16 protein-coding genes are annotated in these 16,384 nt (G+C 76.1%); 7 read left to right on the top strand and 9 right to left on the bottom strand.

The window, feature by feature from the left end; translation table 11 throughout:
- Positions 1 to 3: 3 nt before the first annotated feature.
- Both G339_RS0109135 and G339_RS0109130 read right to left on the bottom strand, forming a co-directional pair.
- On the bottom strand, positions 4 to 1,227 hold the full coding sequence (locus tag G339_RS0109135) for a DUF6986 family protein (protein ID WP_019630766.1): 1,224 nt from the start codon (positions 1,225 to 1,227) through the stop codon (positions 4 to 6).
- Between the two features lie 61 nt (positions 1,228 to 1,288).
- Positions 1,289 to 2,227 (bottom strand): oxamate carbamoyltransferase subunit AllH family protein, encoded by a 939-nt coding sequence (locus tag G339_RS0109130; protein ID WP_019630765.1) that lies wholly within the window; start codon positions 2,225 to 2,227, stop codon positions 1,289 to 1,291.
- 205 nt (positions 2,228 to 2,432) lie between these two features.
- On the opposite strand from G339_RS0109130, the gene G339_RS0109125 reads away from it, so the two are divergent.
- A complete protein-coding gene (locus tag G339_RS0109125) occupies positions 2,433 to 4,172 on the top strand; it encodes a PucR family transcriptional regulator (protein WP_019630764.1) in 1,740 nt (579 codons plus the stop codon).
- A 139-nt stretch (positions 4,173 to 4,311) separates the two neighbouring features.
- A complete protein-coding gene (locus G339_RS0109120; protein ID WP_019630763.1) occupies positions 4,312 to 5,775 on the top strand; it encodes a uracil-xanthine permease family protein in 1,464 nt (487 codons plus the stop codon).
- Between the two features lie 22 nt (positions 5,776 to 5,797).
- On the opposite strand, the gene G339_RS0109115 is transcribed toward G339_RS0109120, so the two are convergent.
- The 6 genes from G339_RS0109115 to G339_RS0109090 form a co-directional block, all read right to left on the bottom strand.
- Positions 5,798 to 6,646 (bottom strand): polysaccharide deacetylase family protein, encoded by an 849-nt coding sequence (locus G339_RS0109115; protein ID WP_019630762.1) that lies wholly within the window; start codon positions 6,644 to 6,646, stop codon positions 5,798 to 5,800.
- Positions 6,647 to 6,862: 216 nt separating this feature from the next.
- Positions 6,863 to 7,678: an ABC transporter permease gene (locus G339_RS0109110; protein WP_019630761.1), complete on the bottom strand. Its 816-nt coding sequence runs from the start codon at positions 7,676 to 7,678 to the stop codon at positions 6,863 to 6,865.
- Entirely contained in the window at positions 7,675 to 8,628 is a 954-nt protein-coding gene (locus tag G339_RS0109105) for an ABC transporter ATP-binding protein (protein WP_019630760.1), read from the bottom strand. Before G339_RS0109105 ends, G339_RS0109110 begins: the two co-directional genes overlap by 4 nt.
- 101 nt (positions 8,629 to 8,729) lie before the next feature.
- Positions 8,730 to 9,104: an FKBP-type peptidyl-prolyl cis-trans isomerase gene (locus G339_RS0109100; protein ID WP_019630759.1), complete on the bottom strand. Its 375-nt coding sequence runs from the start codon at positions 9,102 to 9,104 to the stop codon at positions 8,730 to 8,732.
- 105 nt (positions 9,105 to 9,209) lie between these two features.
- Positions 9,210 to 10,304: a hypothetical protein gene (locus G339_RS0109095; RefSeq protein ID WP_019630758.1), complete on the bottom strand. Its 1,095-nt coding sequence runs from the start codon at positions 10,302 to 10,304 to the stop codon at positions 9,210 to 9,212.
- A 75-nt stretch (positions 10,305 to 10,379) separates the two neighbouring features.
- A complete protein-coding gene (locus G339_RS0109090) occupies positions 10,380 to 10,955 on the bottom strand; it encodes a uridine kinase family protein (protein WP_033322613.1) in 576 nt (191 codons plus the stop codon).
- A gap of 52 nt (positions 10,956 to 11,007) precedes the next feature.
- Here G339_RS0109090 and G339_RS0109085 point away from each other — a divergent pair, with 52 nt between their 5' ends.
- A complete protein-coding gene (locus tag G339_RS0109085) occupies positions 11,008 to 12,402 on the top strand; it encodes an AMP-binding protein (RefSeq protein WP_019630756.1) in 1,395 nt (464 codons plus the stop codon).
- Here G339_RS0109085 and G339_RS0109080 read toward each other — a convergent pair.
- A complete protein-coding gene (locus tag G339_RS0109080; RefSeq protein WP_019630755.1) occupies positions 12,399 to 12,965 on the bottom strand; it encodes a TetR/AcrR family transcriptional regulator in 567 nt (188 codons plus the stop codon). The two genes, G339_RS0109085 and G339_RS0109080, sit on opposite strands and share 4 nt — an antisense overlap.
- 91 nt (positions 12,966 to 13,056) lie before the next feature.
- Here G339_RS0109080 and G339_RS0109075 point away from each other — a divergent pair, with 91 nt between their 5' ends.
- The 4 genes from G339_RS0109075 (at position 13,057) to G339_RS0109060 (ending at position 16,312) form a co-directional block, all read left to right on the top strand.
- Entirely contained in the window at positions 13,057 to 13,695 is a 639-nt protein-coding gene (locus G339_RS0109075) for an NAD(P)-dependent oxidoreductase (protein WP_019630754.1), read from the top strand.
- Positions 13,696 to 13,750: 55 nt separating this feature from the next.
- Positions 13,751 to 14,932 (top strand): pyridoxal phosphate-dependent aminotransferase, encoded by a 1,182-nt coding sequence (locus G339_RS0109070; RefSeq protein WP_019630753.1) that lies wholly within the window; start codon positions 13,751 to 13,753, stop codon positions 14,930 to 14,932.
- A 94-nt stretch (positions 14,933 to 15,026) separates the two neighbouring features.
- Positions 15,027 to 15,725: an SseB family protein gene (locus G339_RS0109065; protein WP_019630752.1), complete on the top strand. Its 699-nt coding sequence runs from the start codon at positions 15,027 to 15,029 to the stop codon at positions 15,723 to 15,725.
- Positions 15,722 to 16,312 (top strand): prepilin peptidase, encoded by a 591-nt coding sequence (locus tag G339_RS0109060; RefSeq protein WP_019630751.1) that lies wholly within the window; start codon positions 15,722 to 15,724, stop codon positions 16,310 to 16,312. The genes G339_RS0109065 and G339_RS0109060 overlap by 4 nt, the downstream gene beginning before the upstream one ends.
- Positions 16,313 to 16,384: the final 72 nt, after the last annotated feature.

The raw sequence follows: 16,384 nt of genomic DNA, 5'->3' as shown, positions 1-16,384 counted from the left end.
CGGTCAGGCCGTGGCGCCGGGCGGCAGGACGTCCTCGTCCAGCGCGCCGCAGTCCACGGCGCGGCGCAGCCGGGCGGTCAGCGCGCGGATCGTCGCGGGCTCGTCCAGCACGCCGGACGCGGCCGCCGCCTGCTCGTGCCAGGCGCGGACGCGGGCGACGACCTCGTCCGCGCCGTCCAGGTGGAAGCCGTACACGGCCGCGTACCGGCTCGGCAGGTGCGCCGGGTGCAGGTCCCAGCCCTGGTAGAAGCCGTGCGCCAGCGAGTGGCGGACCTGGGCGGCGTGCGTCGTCCAGGTGCGGTTCACCTCGTCCGCGCCGTCGTCGCGGGGGACGACGTTGCTGGAGCCGTCCGACAGCCGGATGCCGGTGCCCGCGAGCGTCACCTGCATGACGTGCCGCGCGAAGTCGCAGGCCGGGTGGTCCAGGCGCTGCTCCTGCGGCGGCAGCCCGAGCGCCGCCGTGTAGTCGAAGACGCCGAAGTGCGCGGCGGTGATGCGGCCGTCGCCCGCGTCCGCGATGGCGCGCAGGCCCGCGCGGCCCTCGGCGTCGACGATCGCCTCGGTCGTCTCGATCTGCGCCTCGAACCGCAGGATGCGCGCCGGCAGGCCCAGCGCCTCCTCCAGCCCGTCGAGGTACTCGGCGAACAGCGCGACGTGCGCCGCCGACACGATCTTGGGGAACGTGATCGTGAACCCGCCGGGCAGGCGGCCGAGCCGGTCGCGCAGCGTCGTCAGGAAGCCGTCCAGGGTGCGCATCGCGCGCTCGTGGCCGCCGTCGGCGAACGACTTGACGCGCAGGCCCCAGTACAGCGGGAGCGTCTGCGTCTCGTAGGCGGCGGCGACGGCCTCGACGGCCTGGCCGACGTGGCCGTCCTCCTCGGCGTCGGAGCGGACGCCGTAGCCGTCCTCGAAGTCGATCCGCAGGTCCTCGACCGGCTCGCGGGCGAGCTTGGCGGCGACGCGCTCGCGGACCGTCCCGGCGATCTCCGGGTCCAGGCCGAACGCGCCGCCGAACGACCCGTCGCCGGGCGTGTGGGCGTTCAGCAGCCGCAGCGCCTCCGCGCCGAAGTCGGCGGGCGTGGTCGGGGAGAGCCGGTCGGCCGGGACGTAGACGGTGTGGACCGGCTGGCGGTCCGTCGGCGGTCCGGGGAACCGCGCGGCGTGCTCGGCGCGGACGGACTCGATGCGGGCGGCGAGGTCCTCGATCGCGGAGAAGCTGAGATTCACCCCGGCATGATCTCGCAATCCGGGGCACCCTGGACACCCGAACGGCCGGGAAACCGCCAGATCAGCCGCCGCGCGCCGCGCGCTCGGCCGCGGCGAGCGCGAGCGCGGCCCGCGCGCCCGCCACCGCGCCCCGCACGAGGTCGGGCCCGGACGAGCGGCCGACCGCCAGCAGCCGCCGCACCGCCGGGACCGCCGCCTCCCGGCCGACGACGGCGCGCAGCACCGCGCCGACCTCGGCGCCCGCCGCGCCGCGCGCCGCGCAGTGCAGCAGCGTCGCGGACGGGGCGGTGGTGCGCGTCCCGGCGTCCTCGGTGACGGCCGCGCCGAGCCAGGCGGCGAGCCGCACCGCCCGGCCGCCGTCCCGCAGCGCGCCGCCGACCAGCAGCAGCGACGCCAGCAGCCCGGCGAGGATGTCGTCGCCGCTCGGCGTCAGGCCGGGGCCGAGGCCGACGATCCGCTCGGCGGCCTCGACGGCCCCGGCCAGGTCCCCGGCGGCGCAGCGGTCCGCGAGCCGCTCGGGGGCGGGGTGCCCGGCGAGGCCGCCCCGGCCGCCCGCGTCCGCCAGCGCCCGTTCGACGGACCGCAGCCCGCGCGCGCAGGGGCCCGGCGCGGGCGTGCCGAGGGCGGGGCGCGGGTCCCAGCGGCGGCGGGCCCGGACGAGCAGGCCGCCCGCCTCGATCCGGCCCTCGCCGACGCGGACGTCCGCGCCGTCCCCGACCCGCCGGAACGGCCGGTCGCGGACCGCCGCCGCGAGCACGACGGAGTTCGGCGGCCGGGCCGCGTCGGCGGCGACGACCGCGACGACGCGGGGCTCGGCGGCCCCGCGCAGCTCCAGGTACAGCGAGCCCGGATACCGGGCGAGGACGCGGGCGGCGCGCGGCGGCCCGGCCAGCACCCCGCGCAGCGCGGTGCTCGCGGAACCGGGCAGCGGCGGCGCGCCGGGCGGGGGAGCGGCGGTCTCGGGGCGGGTCGGGAGCGGGCGGGCGGGGGCTGCGGTCACTCATCCCTCCGGGGAGCGGGAGCGGTCGATGGAAACCGTAAGGAACCCGTACGGAACCGTAGACGGCCGGTTCCGGGACGCCGTACGGGAAAAGGTGCCAAGCCCTGTTGTCAGCCTTGTCGTTTGTTGTCAGTCTTGATCAGTGAGCGGTAGCGATCTGGCCGTACCCGGCGATGAACGCTCCAAAAGCGAGGTGACCCCACGCATGAGCCACATTCCCGTGGACCCGGCGCCCCCGGCCCTCCGGCTGGCGAGCACCGGCGCCCTCACCCTCGGCCTGTCGGTCGGGGAGGTCCTGGGCGTGCCGAGCCTGCGCGGCGCGCGGGTCGTGGCGGGGCGGAGCGGGCTCGGCCGGGTGGTGCAGCGGCTCGACGTGCTGGCGGTCGCGGACGCGCTGACGTTCGTCAAGCCCAACGAGCTGCTGCTGACCACCGGTTACTCGCTGCGCGGCGCGGCGGGGCTCGCGGGGCTGGTCGGGGAGCTGGACGCGCGCGGGGTCGCGGCGCTGGCCGTCCGGCCGGGTCCGGACACGGGTGCCCTGCCCGCCGCGATGCTCGCGCGGGCGGACCGGCTCGGCTTCCCCGTCATCGCGCTGCCGGACGACGTCGGGTTCGACGACGTCCTCAACCAGGTCCTCAGCGACATCCTCAACCGGCAGGCCGCCGTCCTGGCCCGCACCGAGGAGGTCCACCGGGCGCTGGTGCAGATCGTGCTGGGCGGCGGCGAGGTGCAGGAGGTCGTGGACGAGGTCGCGGCGGTGCTCGGCGCGGCCGTCGCGCTGGTGGACGGCGACGGGCGCGTCGTCGCCCGCGCGGGCCGCGCCGACCATCTCGCGGAGCTGACGGCGCCCGTGGTAGGTGAGCCCGTGGTGAGCGAGCCCGTGTTCGCCGAGCCCGTGCCCGAGACGGTCGCGCCGCTCGTGCCCGGGACGCGGTTCGCGGCGTTCGTCGGCGGGGCCGCGCCGCGCGGGACGCGGTTGTCGGCGCGGGTCGTCGCGGGCGGCCTCGACCACGGCCGGATCGTCGCCTACGCCCCGCGCGGCGCGCTCGGCGACGCCGACCTCGGCATCCTGGAGCGCGCGGCGACGGTCGCGGCGCTGGTCGTCACCAAGCAGCAGGCCGTCGCGGCGGTGGAGAGCAAGTACCGGGCGGACTTCCTGCGCGAGGTGCTCGCGGGGCGGGCCGGGGGCGAGGACCGGGTCGTCGCGCACTGCGCCGGGTTCGGCTGGGACCTGGACCGCCCGCTCGCGGTCGTCGTCGCCGAGCTGGACGACGCGCCGGGCGGGCGGGGCCCGCAGGAGCGCGCCGCGCAGGAGCGGCTGGCGGCGGCGTGGACGGCGGCGGCGCGCCGCCGCGACCCGGGCGCGGCCGTGGTGAGCTTCGCCCGCGAGGTCGTCGCGCTGGTCGGGACGGGCGAGGGCGCGGGCGCCCGCGACGTCGCGGCGGCGTGGACGCAGGACGTCGCGGCGCTGTTCGCCGACCTCGGCCCGGAGGCGGCGCACCGCACGTTCTCGACGGGCGTCAGCCGGACCGCCGCGCGTCCCGCCGACCTGCCGGAGGCCTACGAGCAGGCGCTGAAGGCCGTCCGCGTCGGCCGCCAGGTGCAGGGCCCCGGCGCGCGCGCCCACTTCGACGGGCTCGGCGTGTACCGGCTGCTCAGCCTCGTGCCGGACGCCGCCGAGCTGCACGCGTTCGTCCGCGAGACGCTGGGGGAGCTGGCCGACGACGCCGACCCCGAGATGGCCGACCTGCGCCGCACGCTGCAGGAACTCCTGGAGACCAACCTGAACGTCGCCGAGACGGCCCGCCGCCTGCACTTCCACTACAACACGCTGCGGTACCGCATCGGGAAGCTGGAGCGGATGCTCGGCCCGTTCACCCGCGACGCGAACCTGCGCCTCAATCTGACGCTGGCCCTGCACGTCCTCCGGATGCGCGGCATCTGACCGCTGGGTCATAGAGTCTCCCCAGCCCAGAACCGGAATCTTTGGCGGAAGTCGCCCATGATCGCCGTTCTGGGTACATCTACGGTTGCGCGCAGGAATCGAGGGCGCGCCCGCACGGGCGCGTCCGGAGGAGGCTCGGATGGGGATCGGCTGGAGGCTGCACGGCGACGGGAGGACGCCGCCGCCCGGCGAGGTCGTGCGCCCCGGGGAGCGGCTGACGTGGCCGCGCACGGCCGGGATCGGCGTGCAGCACGTCGTCGCGATGTTCGGCGCGACGTTCGTCTTCCCGCTCATGATGGGCCTGGACCCGAACCTGTCGATCATGATGTCCGGGGTCGCGACGATCCTCTTCCTGCTGGTCGTCGGCGGGCGGGTGCCGAGCTACCTCGGCTCCAGCGCCTCGTTCGTCGGCGCGGTCGCGGCGATCCGCGCGGCGGGCGGCGACAGCGCGACGGTCACCGGGGCGATCCTGGTGTCGGGCGCGGTGCTCGCGGCGGTCGGGCTGGTGATCCACTTCCTCGGCGCGCAGGTCGTCCACCGGGTGTTCCCGCCGGTCGTGACGGGCGCGGTCGTGATGCTCATCGGGTTCAACCTCGCCCCGGTCGTCGCGACGACGTACTGGCCGCAGGACCAGTGGGTCGGGCTGGCGACGCTGGTGTTCGCGGTGCTGAGCACCGTGCTGCTGCGCGGGTTCTGGTCGCGGGTGTCGATCCTGCTGGCGCTGGTGTTCGGGTTCGCCCTGTCCTGGGTGCTGGACCACACGGCCGGGAAGATCACCTCGGTGCTGCCGGGGCAGAACCTGCTGGACGCGTCCGGCAGGCCGTGCCCGGCCGAGGGGCCGTACTGCGTCGCGACGGCGTTCCCGCACCACCGCGTGGACTTCTCCGGCGTCTCGCACGCCGACTGGTTCGGGTTCCCGAGCCTGCACGCGCCCGGGTTCACGGCGTCGGCGATCCTGCTGGCGCTGCCGCCCGTCATCGCGCTCATCGCGGAGAACACCGGGCACGTCAAGGCCGTCGCGGCGATGACGGGGGAGAACCTGGACCCGGTGATGGGCCGCGCGCTCGCCGCCGACGGCGTCGCGACCGTCCTGGCCACCGGCGTCGGCGGCTCGCCCACCACGACGTACGCCGAGAACATCGGCGTCATGGCCGCCACCCGGATCTACTCGACGGCCGCGTACTACGTCGCGGCGGTCGTGGCGATCCTGTTCGGGCTGTGCCCCAAGTTCGGGGCGCTCGTCGCGGCGACGCCCGGCGGCGTCCTCGGCGGGATCACCGTCGTCCTCTACGGGATGATCGGGCTGCTCGGCGCGAAGATCTGGATCGAGAACCGGGTGGACTTCGCCGACCCGGTCAACCTCGTGCCGGTCGCGGCGGCGATGATCCTGGCGATCGGCGGCGTGACGCTGTCGATCACCGACGACTTCCCGCTCGGCGGCATCGCGTTCGGGACGGTCGCGGTGCTGGTCTTCTACCACCTGCTGAACGCCCTCGGCGGGCGGCGCGGCCCGGCCGACGCCGGGCGCGGGATCATCGCCCCCGACGAGGACGAGGTCGGCGGCCCGGTGCGCCCGCCGACCCGGCCCCGCGCCGCCGACTGACCGGGCGCCCGGCCGCGCCGCGTCAGCCCTTCGGCGCGGCCGGGGCGTCGGGCGCGGTCCCGCCCAGCGAGCGCGGCAGGTAGTTCTGGACGGCGGCGGGCCGGAACCCGGCCTGCCTGATCCACCCGAGCATCGTCGCGAACTCCCCGGCGAGGCCCTTGCGGTAGTGCATGAGGATGATGTCGCCGGGCTTGAAGCCCTTGCCGCCGTCCGCGCGCGCGAAGCCGTTGAACCCGACGCCGGGGCCGGTCGTGCCGTTGTAGAACTCGGCCGTCCACAGCAGGACGGACTTGATGCCGCACTCCTTGGCGGCCTGGCGCGTCGCGGTGTTGTACGCGCCGAACGGCGGCCGGAAGATCTCCGGGCGGCGGCCGAACTGGGCGGCGATGGCGTCCGAGGACTCGCAGATCTGCCGCTTCTGCGCCTCGGGGCTCAGCGTCGGCATGTTCGGGTGGTCGATGGTGTGGTTCTCCATCACCGACCCGGCGTTGCGCAGCGCCCAGAAGTACTGTGCCTCGCCGTGGATGTACGTGGACGTCAGGAACGTCATGTACGGGACGTGCTCCTTGCGGACCAGCGCGACGAAGTCCGAGTCGTACTCGTAGCCGTCGTCCATCGTGAGGAAGACGACCTTGTCGGTCGTGTCGATCTTGCTGATCACGGTGGGGAGCCCGTCCACGGCGGGTTTGGGCGGCGTCCAGGAGCCCGGCGCGGGCCGCGGCCACTCCTGGTCGGCCAGCACGGCGGCGAGCTGCGCCCGCATCGTCGGCCCCGACGGTCCGCCGGTGCCCGCGACGGCGGGCCAGCCCGCGGCCGCGACTCCGGCGAGCGCCGCCACGACGGTGGCGGCGACGGGCGTCTTTCCTCGCATCGGCGGCGTTCCCCTAATCCTGTGGTGCCCGCACCGTGGTGCTGGTGCCGTGTTCCGGCGCTGTGTCACGGTCCCCGACTGGGTGGGACGGCCGCGACCGCGCGGTGGTTCGCGCCGTGTGGAAACCCGTGGGAGGACTCGCGCGACATATCTGACCATGTCCGGCACCGCGGGTCACGGAGCGACGCGGCCCGATCCGCGGGGAACGCCGAAATCTCAGGCGTCGCGGGACCGGAACAGCACGACGGCCACCAGCAGCACCACCGCCGTGTAGAGCGCGAACACGCCGAGCCCGGCCCACGGCGCGAGCGATCCCGACTGCCGTACCGGCGCCAGGATCGCACTGCCCGCGTTGGACGGCAGGTACTGGTTGAGCGTCCGCCCCCACGAGCCCGGCAGGAACCCGCCGACGATGCCGAGCACGAACAGGATCACGAACATCGTCACGATCGAGCCCGCCGTGTGCCGGACGATCGTCCCGATCCCGAGCGCCATCACCGCGATGAGCGCGAGGAACAGCCCGCCGCCGAACACCGAGCGCAGCACGCCCCGGTCGCCCAGCGACCCGTCGAGATGGTTGATCATCAGGATCGGCTGCGACACGAAGAACGACGCGAACGACACCACGAGCCCCGCGACGAGCACGACGCCCGCCACCACGACGGCCTTGGCCGCCAGGTACTCGGCGCGGCGCGGCATCGCGGTCAGCGAGGCGCGGATCATCCCGCTGCCGTACTCGCCGCTGATCACCAGCACGCCGAGGACGCCGAACACGACCATGCCGAAGTAGAAAGCGATCTGCATCGGCGACGTCGGGGAGATGGACGCGCGGTCCGCCCGGTCGAGCTGGTCGAAGCTGGCGGTGAACGCCCACGCCCACAGCGCGGAGAACCCGATGATGATGAGCGCGCCCGCCAGCAGCGTCCAGAAGGTGGACGGCACGGTGCGGATCTTCGTCCACTCCGAGGACAGGACGTTGGCGAAGGACGCGTGCGGCGGCCTGCGGCGGCCCGCCGCCCCGGCGGCGGTCACGCGGCACCTCCCGCGGCGACGTCCGGCGGGATCGGCGGCTGCCCGGGCGTCCCCGCGTGGTACTCGACGGTGTCGCCGGTCAGCCGCATGAAGGCCTCCTCCAGCGAGGGGCGGACGGGCGCCAGCTCGTGCAGCCGGATGCCGTGGTCGGCGGCCAGGTCCCCGATCGCGTCCGGCGGCGTCCCGTGGACGCGCACCGCGTCGCGGCCCTCGGGGTCGACGCGCCAGCCGCGCGCGGACAGCAGCGGCACGAGGTCGGTCAGCCGCGGCGAGCGGACCAGGACGTGGCTCGTGGCGTTGGTGTCGATGAAGTCGCGCATGTCGGTGTCGGCGAGGATGCGGCCGCGCCCGATGACGACCAGGTGGTCGGCGGTCAGCGCCATCTCCGCCATGAGGTGGCTGGACACGAACACCGTGCGGCCCTCGGCGGCGAGCTGCCGGATCAGGGTCCTGATCCACAGGATGCCCTCGGGGTCGAGGCCGTTGACGGGCTCGTCGAACATGAGGATCGGCGGGTCCCCGAGCAGCGCCCCGGCGATCCCGAGCCGCTGCGACATCCCGAGCGAGAAGTTGCGGACCTGCTGCCCGGCGACGGCCTCCAGCCCGACGAGCCGCAGCACCTCGTCCGCGCGCCGGTCGGGGATGCCGTTGCTGCGCGCCAGGCACCGCAGGTGGTTGCGCGCGGTCCGGCCGCCCTGCGCCGCGCGCGCCTCCAGCAGCGCGCCGACCTCGCGCAGCGGCGCCCCGAGGTCGCGGTAGTGCTTGCCGTTGACGGTGACGTCGCCCGCGGTGGGCCGGTCGAGGCCGAGGATCATCCGCATCGTCGTCGACTTGCCCGCGCCGTTCGGGCCGAGGAAGCCCGTGACGTGCCCGGACGCGACGGAGAAGTCCGCGCGGTCGACGGCGGTCTTGTGGCCGTACCGCTTCGTCAGCCCGCGCGCGAGGATCATGCTGGGTCGATACCGACGCGTTCAGCCCCGGAAACGGCGAAGGCGGGCGATCGGGGGTAATTTCACCCGCCGATTGCCCGCCGTTCAACCGGCGCGGCCGGTCAGCTCACGTCCACCAGGTCCACCACGAAGATCAGCGTTTCGCCCGGCTTGATGGCCGGGGACGGGCTGCGGTCGCCGTAGGCCAGGTGCGGCGGGATGACGAGCTTGCGCCGCCCGCCCACCTTCATCCCGGCGATCCCCATGTCCCAGCCCTTGATGACCCGGCCGCTGCCCAGCTCGAAGTCCAGCGTGCTGCCGCGGTTCCAGGACGCGTCGAACTCCTCGCCGGTGGAGAAGCTCACGCCCACGTAGTGCATGGAGACGGTGGACCCCTTCACGGCCTCCGCGCCGTCGCCGACGGTGATGTCGGTGATGTCGAGGTAGGACGGGGGCTGGCCCTCGGGGAAGTCGATCTCGGGGCGTTCAAGCGCCATGTGGCTGGCTCCATGCTGGTCGTCGATGGTCTGACGGTCGTTCAGCGTAGCCGCCGCCGCGCGGGGCCGTCCGGCGGTCCGCCCGGTGCGGAGTCGGGCGCGGGCTCAGTGGAAGCGCAGCAGCGCGCCGCCGTCCCCGGCCGCCCAGACCGTCCGGGTGTGCGGGGCCTGGGCGAGATCCCACAGGTAGCCCTGCGACGCGGGACGGGCGACGCGCGTCCAGTCCGCGCCGTCGAAGTGCAGGAACTCCCCGCCCCGGTTGGTCTGGACCCAGACCCCGCCCCGGCCGTCGGGGGCGAGGGAGCCGAGGAAGCCCGGGTCGGCGGACAGGGTTCCGAGGCCGCCGCCGGAGCCGGCCGGGGGGATCGCGTACTCGGTGAACGCGCCGTTCTTCCAGCGGGCGAGCTTCGGGCCGGAGAACAGCGGGTCGAGCGGCATCTCGTAGAGCCAGACCTCGCGCGCGGAGACCGGGGCGATCTCCATGACCCAGCGGCTCCACTGGCTGGGCCAGGCCACGCGGGTCCACGCGGACCCGTCGAAGTGGTAGAGCGCGGTGCTGGTGGAGTTCTGCGCGAGGCCGCCCGTCCAGACGTCGCGGGGCGTCCGCGCGGCGACGGCGCTGAGCATCGTCCCGGCCGGGACGTCGAGGCTCTTGCTCCACGCGCCGTGCCGCTTGGTGTAGACGGCGCTGCCGTCGTTCTCGTTGCCGTTGACGCCCGCGACCCACGGCGCGCCCGCCGAGTCCACCGACACCGCGAGCGGGGTGGGCAGCGGCAGCCGGTCGGCGGTCCAGCGGCGGCCGTTCCAGTGGACGGCGCGCGCGTCGGCGGGGTCGTAGGCGTTCGCGGACTGGCCGACCGCCCACGCGTTCGCCGCCGAGCCCGCCGCGACGTCCACGAGCTGGGGGGCGATCCCGGCGGGGGCCTGCGCGCGCGTCCAGCCGCGCGGGCCGCGGTTCAGCAGGACGGGGACGGTCTCGCCCGCCTCGCCGCCGACCGCGAACGCGCGGTTCGGGCTCGCGGCGGCGACGCCGTGCAGCGCGGCGGGGGCGGTCAGCGGGGGCGCGGTCTCGGCGGTCCACGCGCCGGGCGGCGGGGCGGCCAGCGCGGGTAGCGCGGGCAGCGCGGGCAGGACGGCCGCGCCGAGCAGGGCGGCGGACGCGAGGGCGACGGCGCGGCGGGAGGGGCGGACAGGTCGCATGGGACGGGCTCCTCGGTGAGACGACGGATTGCGCCAGTATTCACTGGCGCGGTTCGGTCGTCCACGCACGCGCGCTCAATCGAGGACGCGGAACTCGTCGTCCGCGACGGACGCGCCGTCGACCCGCATGTCGACAGGCCCGAGACCGTCCGCGAAATACCGCGCCTCGCGGACCGACCACGCGTCCCACGCCGAACCGAACGCGGCCCCGTCGCGCGCCAGCACCCGCGCGCGGCGCAGCGGGCGCGGCGCGTCCACGAAGATCCGCAGCGCGACCGGCAGGCCGCGCGCCGCCGCGCCGACGCCCTCCAGCACCAGCGCCGGACCCGCCGGGACCTCCTCCGGCGCGCCCCGGCGGCCCGCCCGCCAGTCGTAGCGGGCCAGCGCGCCCGGCCGCCCCGCCGCCAGCGGGTCCAACACCGCGCGGCGCAGCGGCGCGAGCCACACCAGCGGGTCGGCGTCCCACGGGACCGGGAAGTCGTCGGCCGCGACCAGCGGCGCGCCGAGCGCCGCCGCGAGCCGCCGCGCGAACGTGGACTTGCCCGCGCCGCTCGGCCCGTCCACCGCGACGACGCGCACCGGCCCGCACGACGGCGGCAGCCGCCGGACGCGCGCGGCGAGCGCGGGGTGGGTCGGCGTGACGGCGGCCATGACCGGCATACTTCCCTGCGAGCCGCCCGCGCGTACCACCAGGAGGCCCCAAGTGACCGATCTGCTCGGCGACGCGGACGACGGCCCGGCCGTCGCCGTCGCGGGCCGCGCCCTCACGCGCGCCGACCTGTTCGGGCGCGCGGCGGCCGTCGCCGCCGAGATCGCGGGGGCGCGGGCCGTCGCGGTCCGCGCCGACGCGTCGGCCGGGACGGTCGCGGCCGTCGTCGGCGGGCTGCTGGCCGGTGTCCCCGTCGTGCCGGTGCCGCCCGACGCCGGGCCCGTCGAGCGGGAGCACATCCTGCGCGACTCCGGGGCGACGCTGCTGCTCGCCGCCCGCGGCGCGGGGGAGGGGGCGGACCTGCCGCTCGTCCCGCTCGACGACCTGCCGCCCGCCGACCCGCCCGCCGCCCGCCCCGACCCGGACGCCACCGCGCTGGTCCTCTACACCAGCGGCACGACCGGCGCGCCCAAGGGCGTCCTGCTGTCGCGCCGCGCGCTCGCCGCCGGGATCGACGCGCTCGCCGAGGCGTGGGACTGGACGCCCGGCGACGTCCTGGTCCACGGCCTGCCGCTGTTCCACGTCCACGGGCTCGTCCTCGGCGTGCTCGGCGCGCTGCGGGTCGGCTCGCCGCTCGTCCACACCGGCCGCCCGCGCCCCGAGGCGTACGCGCGGGCCGCCGCCGAGGACGGCGGCAGCCTGTTCTTCGGCGTCCCGACCGTCTGGTCGCGGCTCGCCGCCGACCCCGGCGCGGCGGCGGCGCTGCGGAGCGCGCGGCTGCTGGTGTCGGGGAGCGCCGCGCTGCCCGTCCCGGTGTTCGGGCGGATCGCGGAGCTGACCGGGCACCGGCCCGTCGAGCGGTACGGGATGACCGAGACGCTGATCACCGTCAGCGCCCGCGCGGACGGGGAGCGGCGGCCCGGCCGCGTCGGCCGCCCGCTGCCCGGCGTCGCGACGCGGCTCGCCGCCGAGGACGGCGCGCCCGTCCCGCACGACGGCGAGACGCCCGGCGAACTGCACGTCCGCACGCCGACGCTGTTCGACGGCTACCTGAACCGGCCGGACGCGACCGCCGCCGCGTTCACCCCGGACGGCTGGTTCCGCACCGGCGACATCGCCGTCGTCGAGCCCGACGGGACGCACCGCATCGTCGGCCGCGCGTCCACCGACCTCATCAAGAGCGGCGGCTACCGGATCGGCGCGGGCGAGATCGAGGACGTCCTGCTCGCCCACCCGGCCGTCCGGGAGGCCGCCGTCGTCGGCGCGCCGCACCCCGACCTCGGGGAGCAGGTCGCCGCGTACGTCGTCGCGGACGGCGTGGGCGAGGCGGAGGTCGCGGCGTTCGCGGCGGAGCGGCTGACCGCGCACAAGCGGCCCCGCGTCGTCCGCCTGGTGGAGTCGCTGCCGCGCAACGCGATGGGCAAGGTCGTCAAGTCCCGGCTGGGCTAGGGCAGCAGCGCGGGCAGGACGCCCGCGACGAGCGCGCCCGGCAGTTCGGGCGCGTGCCCGTCCTCGCCGGAGAAGTACGCGAGGAACCCCTGCTGGAAGCACGCGCCCATGAGCAGCGCGGCGACCCCGGCGGTGTCGGCGTCGGCGCGGACGCGGCCGAGGTCGCGCTCGGCGTCGAGGTAGCCGGTCAGGAACAGCAGGGGCTCGCGCGGCCCGGCGGTGTACCGGCCGATGGCGGTCCGCGCGGACGCGACGAGCGCCGGGTCCGCCGCCATCGACGCCATCATCGGGAACGACAGCCGGTAGAACGCGACGGCCGCGTCCGCGACGGCCGCCAGGTTGCCCGCGACGGTGCCCTCGCCCGGCGCGGCGGCCGTGCGCAGCGCCGGCATCCGCTCCCGCAGCACCGCGATCATGATCTCCTCCTTGTCCCGGAAGTGCTTGTAGAGCAGGGCCTCGGAGTATCCGGCGGTGCGGGCGATCTCCCGCGTGGTCGCCTTGGTGACGCCGCGCTCCCGCATGATGCGGGCCGCCGCGTCGAGGATGCGTTCGCGTGCGCTCATCGGGGTGGGGCTTCGTTCCTGTTGACAGGTGAGTGAACGCTCACCATCCTAGGGGTTAGTGAACGTTTACTCACCCAGCAGGGAGAGCCCCATGCAGCTCACCGTCCTCGGCGCGACCGGCGGCACCGGACTGGAGGTCGTCCGCCAGGCCCGCGAGCGCGGGCACGCCGTCACCGCCGTCGTCCGCGACCCCGACCGGCTCCCGGCCGGCCTGCGCGACGGCGTGGACGTCGTCCGCGCCGACGTCATGGACCCCGGCGCGCTCGCGCCGCTCGTCAAGGACCGGGACGCGGTCATCAGCGCGCTCGGCAGCCGCGAGGGGCGCGCCCCGACGACCGTCTGCACCGACGGCGCGCGGTCGGCGATCGCCGCGCTGCGGGAGACCGGCGGCGTCCGGCTGCTCACCGTCAGCGCGTCCGGCGCGTACCCGGGGCCGGGCGACGACCCCTTCACCCGGTTCGTGATGAAGCCGCTGCTCGGCCTCGCGCTCAAGCAGGGGTTCGTCGACACGCGCCGCGCGGACACGCTGGTCGCCGAGAGCGGCCTGGACTGGACGATCGTCCGCCCGCCGCGCCTGCTCAACGGCCCCGCCAAGGGCTCGTACCGCACCGCCGTGGACCGCAACATCGTCGGCGGCATCTCGATCCGCCGCGCCGACCTCGCCGCCGCGCTGCTGGACTTCGCCCCGGCCGTGGGGACGGTCGGCCGCGTCGTGTCCGTCGCGGGCTGAGCCGCCCGGGCGGGCCGGGGCCCGAGCGCCTAGGGTGGGGCGGGTGGCAGAACCGTTGAGCGAACCGCTGGTCGAACGCATGCGGGGATTCGGCACCACGATCTTCGCGGAGATGTCCGCCCTGGCCGCGAGCACGGGGTCCATCAACCTCGGGCAGGGCTTCCCCGACACCGACGGGCCGCCCGCGATGCTCGCCGCCGCCGTCGCGGCCATCGAGGGCGGCGGCAACCAGTACCCGCCCGGCCCCGGCCTGCCCGAGCTGCGCGCCGCCGTCGCCGACCAGCGCGAGGACCGGTACGGCCTCGGCTACGACCCCGAGACCGAGGTGTACGTCACGGTCGGCGCGACCGAGGGCGTCGCCGCCTCGGTCCTGGCGCTCGCCGGGCCGGGCGACGAGGTCGTCGCGTTCGAGCCGACCTACGACTCCTACGCCGCCACGGTCGCGCTCGCGGGCGCGGCGCTGCGGCCCGTCCTGCTGCGGCCCGACGCGGGCCGGTTCACCTTCGACCCCGCCGAGCTGCGCGCCGCGGTCACGCCGCGCACCAGGGTCCTGCTCGTCAACTCGCCGCACAACCCGTGCGGGACGGTGTTCACCCGCGACGAGCTGGCGGAGATCGCGGCCGTCTGCGTCGAGCACGACCTGACGGCGGTCACCGACGAGGTCTACGAGTACCTGACCTACGACGGCGCGGAGCACGTCCCGCTCGCGACGTTCCCCGGCATGCGCGAGCGGACGCTGACCGTCTCGTCGGTCGGCAAGACGTTCTCGGTCACCGGCTGGAAGACCGGCTGGGTCACCGGCCCCGCCCCGCTCGTGCGGGCCGTCCAGACCGTCAAGCAGTTCCTCACCTACGCCACCGGCGGCCCGTGGCAGCGCGCCGCCGCGTACGCGCTGCGCGAGGAGCTGCCGTGGGTCGCGGAGCTGCGCGCGGCGCTGGAGCGCAAGCGCGACCGGCTGCTCGCCGGACTGGAGGCCGCCGGGTTCCTCGCCTACCGGCCGCAGGGCACCTACTTCGTGCAGGCCGACATCCGGCCGCTCGGGTACACCGACGGGCTGGAGCTGGCGCGCGCCCTGCCCGGCCTCGCGGGCGTCGTCGCCGTCCCGACGCAGGTGTTCTACCAGCGGCCGGCGGACGGCGCGCACTTCGTGCGGTTCGCGTTCTGCAAGCGGGACGAGGTCATCGACGAGGCCGTCGCGCGGCTGGCGGGTCTCGGCCGCGACCGCGCCCGCGCCTGACGCGCGCCACGCCCCCTGACCACGGGCTTCCACCACGGGCCGTGTTCGCCGAGTGGCCCTGCCGCTCCGCGCGGAGGCTATAGCCTTGCGTGCCGTGTCCGGTCTGACCATTCCAGAGCCCCAGTTCCCCGACGACGACGGCACCGCCGACCCGCGCCTGGCCGCCGCGCTCGCCGACTACGCGGCGGGCCGCGCGGGCGCGCACGGCGTGCTGCGCGAGCTGCGGGGCGCGCGGCTGCTCGTGCCGGTCGTCGCCGTCCTCACCGAGGAGGAAGAGGTCGAGCCCGGCGGGCTGCGCCGCGAGAAGAGCAGCGACATGGCGCTGCCCACGCTCATCGGCGAGGACGGCCGCCGCGGCGTCCTCGGGTTCACCTCCACCGAGGCGCTGCTGGCGTGGCGGCCCGACGCGCGGCCGGTCGCCGTCCACGCCCGGCAGGCGTGCCTGGCGGCGCTGGACGAGGGCGCGGACGCGCTGGTCGTGGACGTCGCCGGACCCGTCCCGTTCGCCGTGGACGGCCTGCGCCTGCACCTGCTCGCCGAGGGCCGCGAGATCCCGCCGCCGCACGAGGACCCCGACGTCCTGGCCGCCGTCGAGGCCGCGTTCGGCTCCGACCCGGCGGTCGCGGGCGTCCGCGTCGGCCGCGGCGAGCGCGCCGAGCTGGCCGTGCGGTTCGCGGTCGCCGCCGGGCACGACGAGCGCGGCACCGTGCAGCGCGTGTCGGACCGGCTGGCCGAGGTGCTGCGCGGCCGGATCGTCGGCGGCGTCGAACTCAGCGTCGTCAGGCGGGCGTGAGCGAGCAGCCCGCGACCTGGTCCCTGCGGGCGGATTGGACGGAGCCGCTGCGCCGCCGCCCGCTCGCGACCGCTTTCGGTTGCGCCCTCGCCGCCGCCGCGCTCGGCGTCCGGACCGGCGCGCGCCCCGAGCTGGCCGCCGTGCTGTACCTCGCGGTCGCCGGGACGCTGCTGGCCGTCGTGGACGCCGCGCTGCGGCGGCTGCCCGATCCGCTCACGCTGCCGTCCTATCCCGTCGCGGCGGCGCTGCTCGGCGTCGCGGCGGCCGTCGACGGCGACGCGGCCCGGTTCGGCGGGGCGCTCGCGGGCATGGCCGCGCTCGGCGCGCTGTACGCCGTCCAGTGGGTCGCGGTCCCCGACCACATCGGGCTCGGGGACGTCAAGCTCGCCGGGGTCCTCGGCCTGTACCTCGGCTGGTACGGGACGGCGGCGTGGGTCGCGGGCCTGCTCATCGCCGTCCTGTCCGGCGGAGCGGCGGCGGCCGCGCTGCTGCTCGCCCGCCGCGCGGGCCGCCGCGACGCGCTCCCGTACGGCCCGTTCCTCATCGGCGGGACGTTCGCCGCGGTCCTGCTGTACGCCGGTTCCTGAGCGGCGGGGCGAGTCCGGCCCGCCGCTCATTTGGGACGCGCATGACCCTGTCCGACCGGCGCGGGTCCACGG

The sequence above is a fragment of the Actinomadura atramentaria DSM 43919 genome (genome assembly GCF_000381885.1).
GTDB lineage: Bacteria > Actinomycetota > Actinomycetes > Streptosporangiales > Streptosporangiaceae > Spirillospora > Spirillospora atramentaria.
This window is presented reverse-complemented; position numbering and strand designations above follow the sequence as displayed.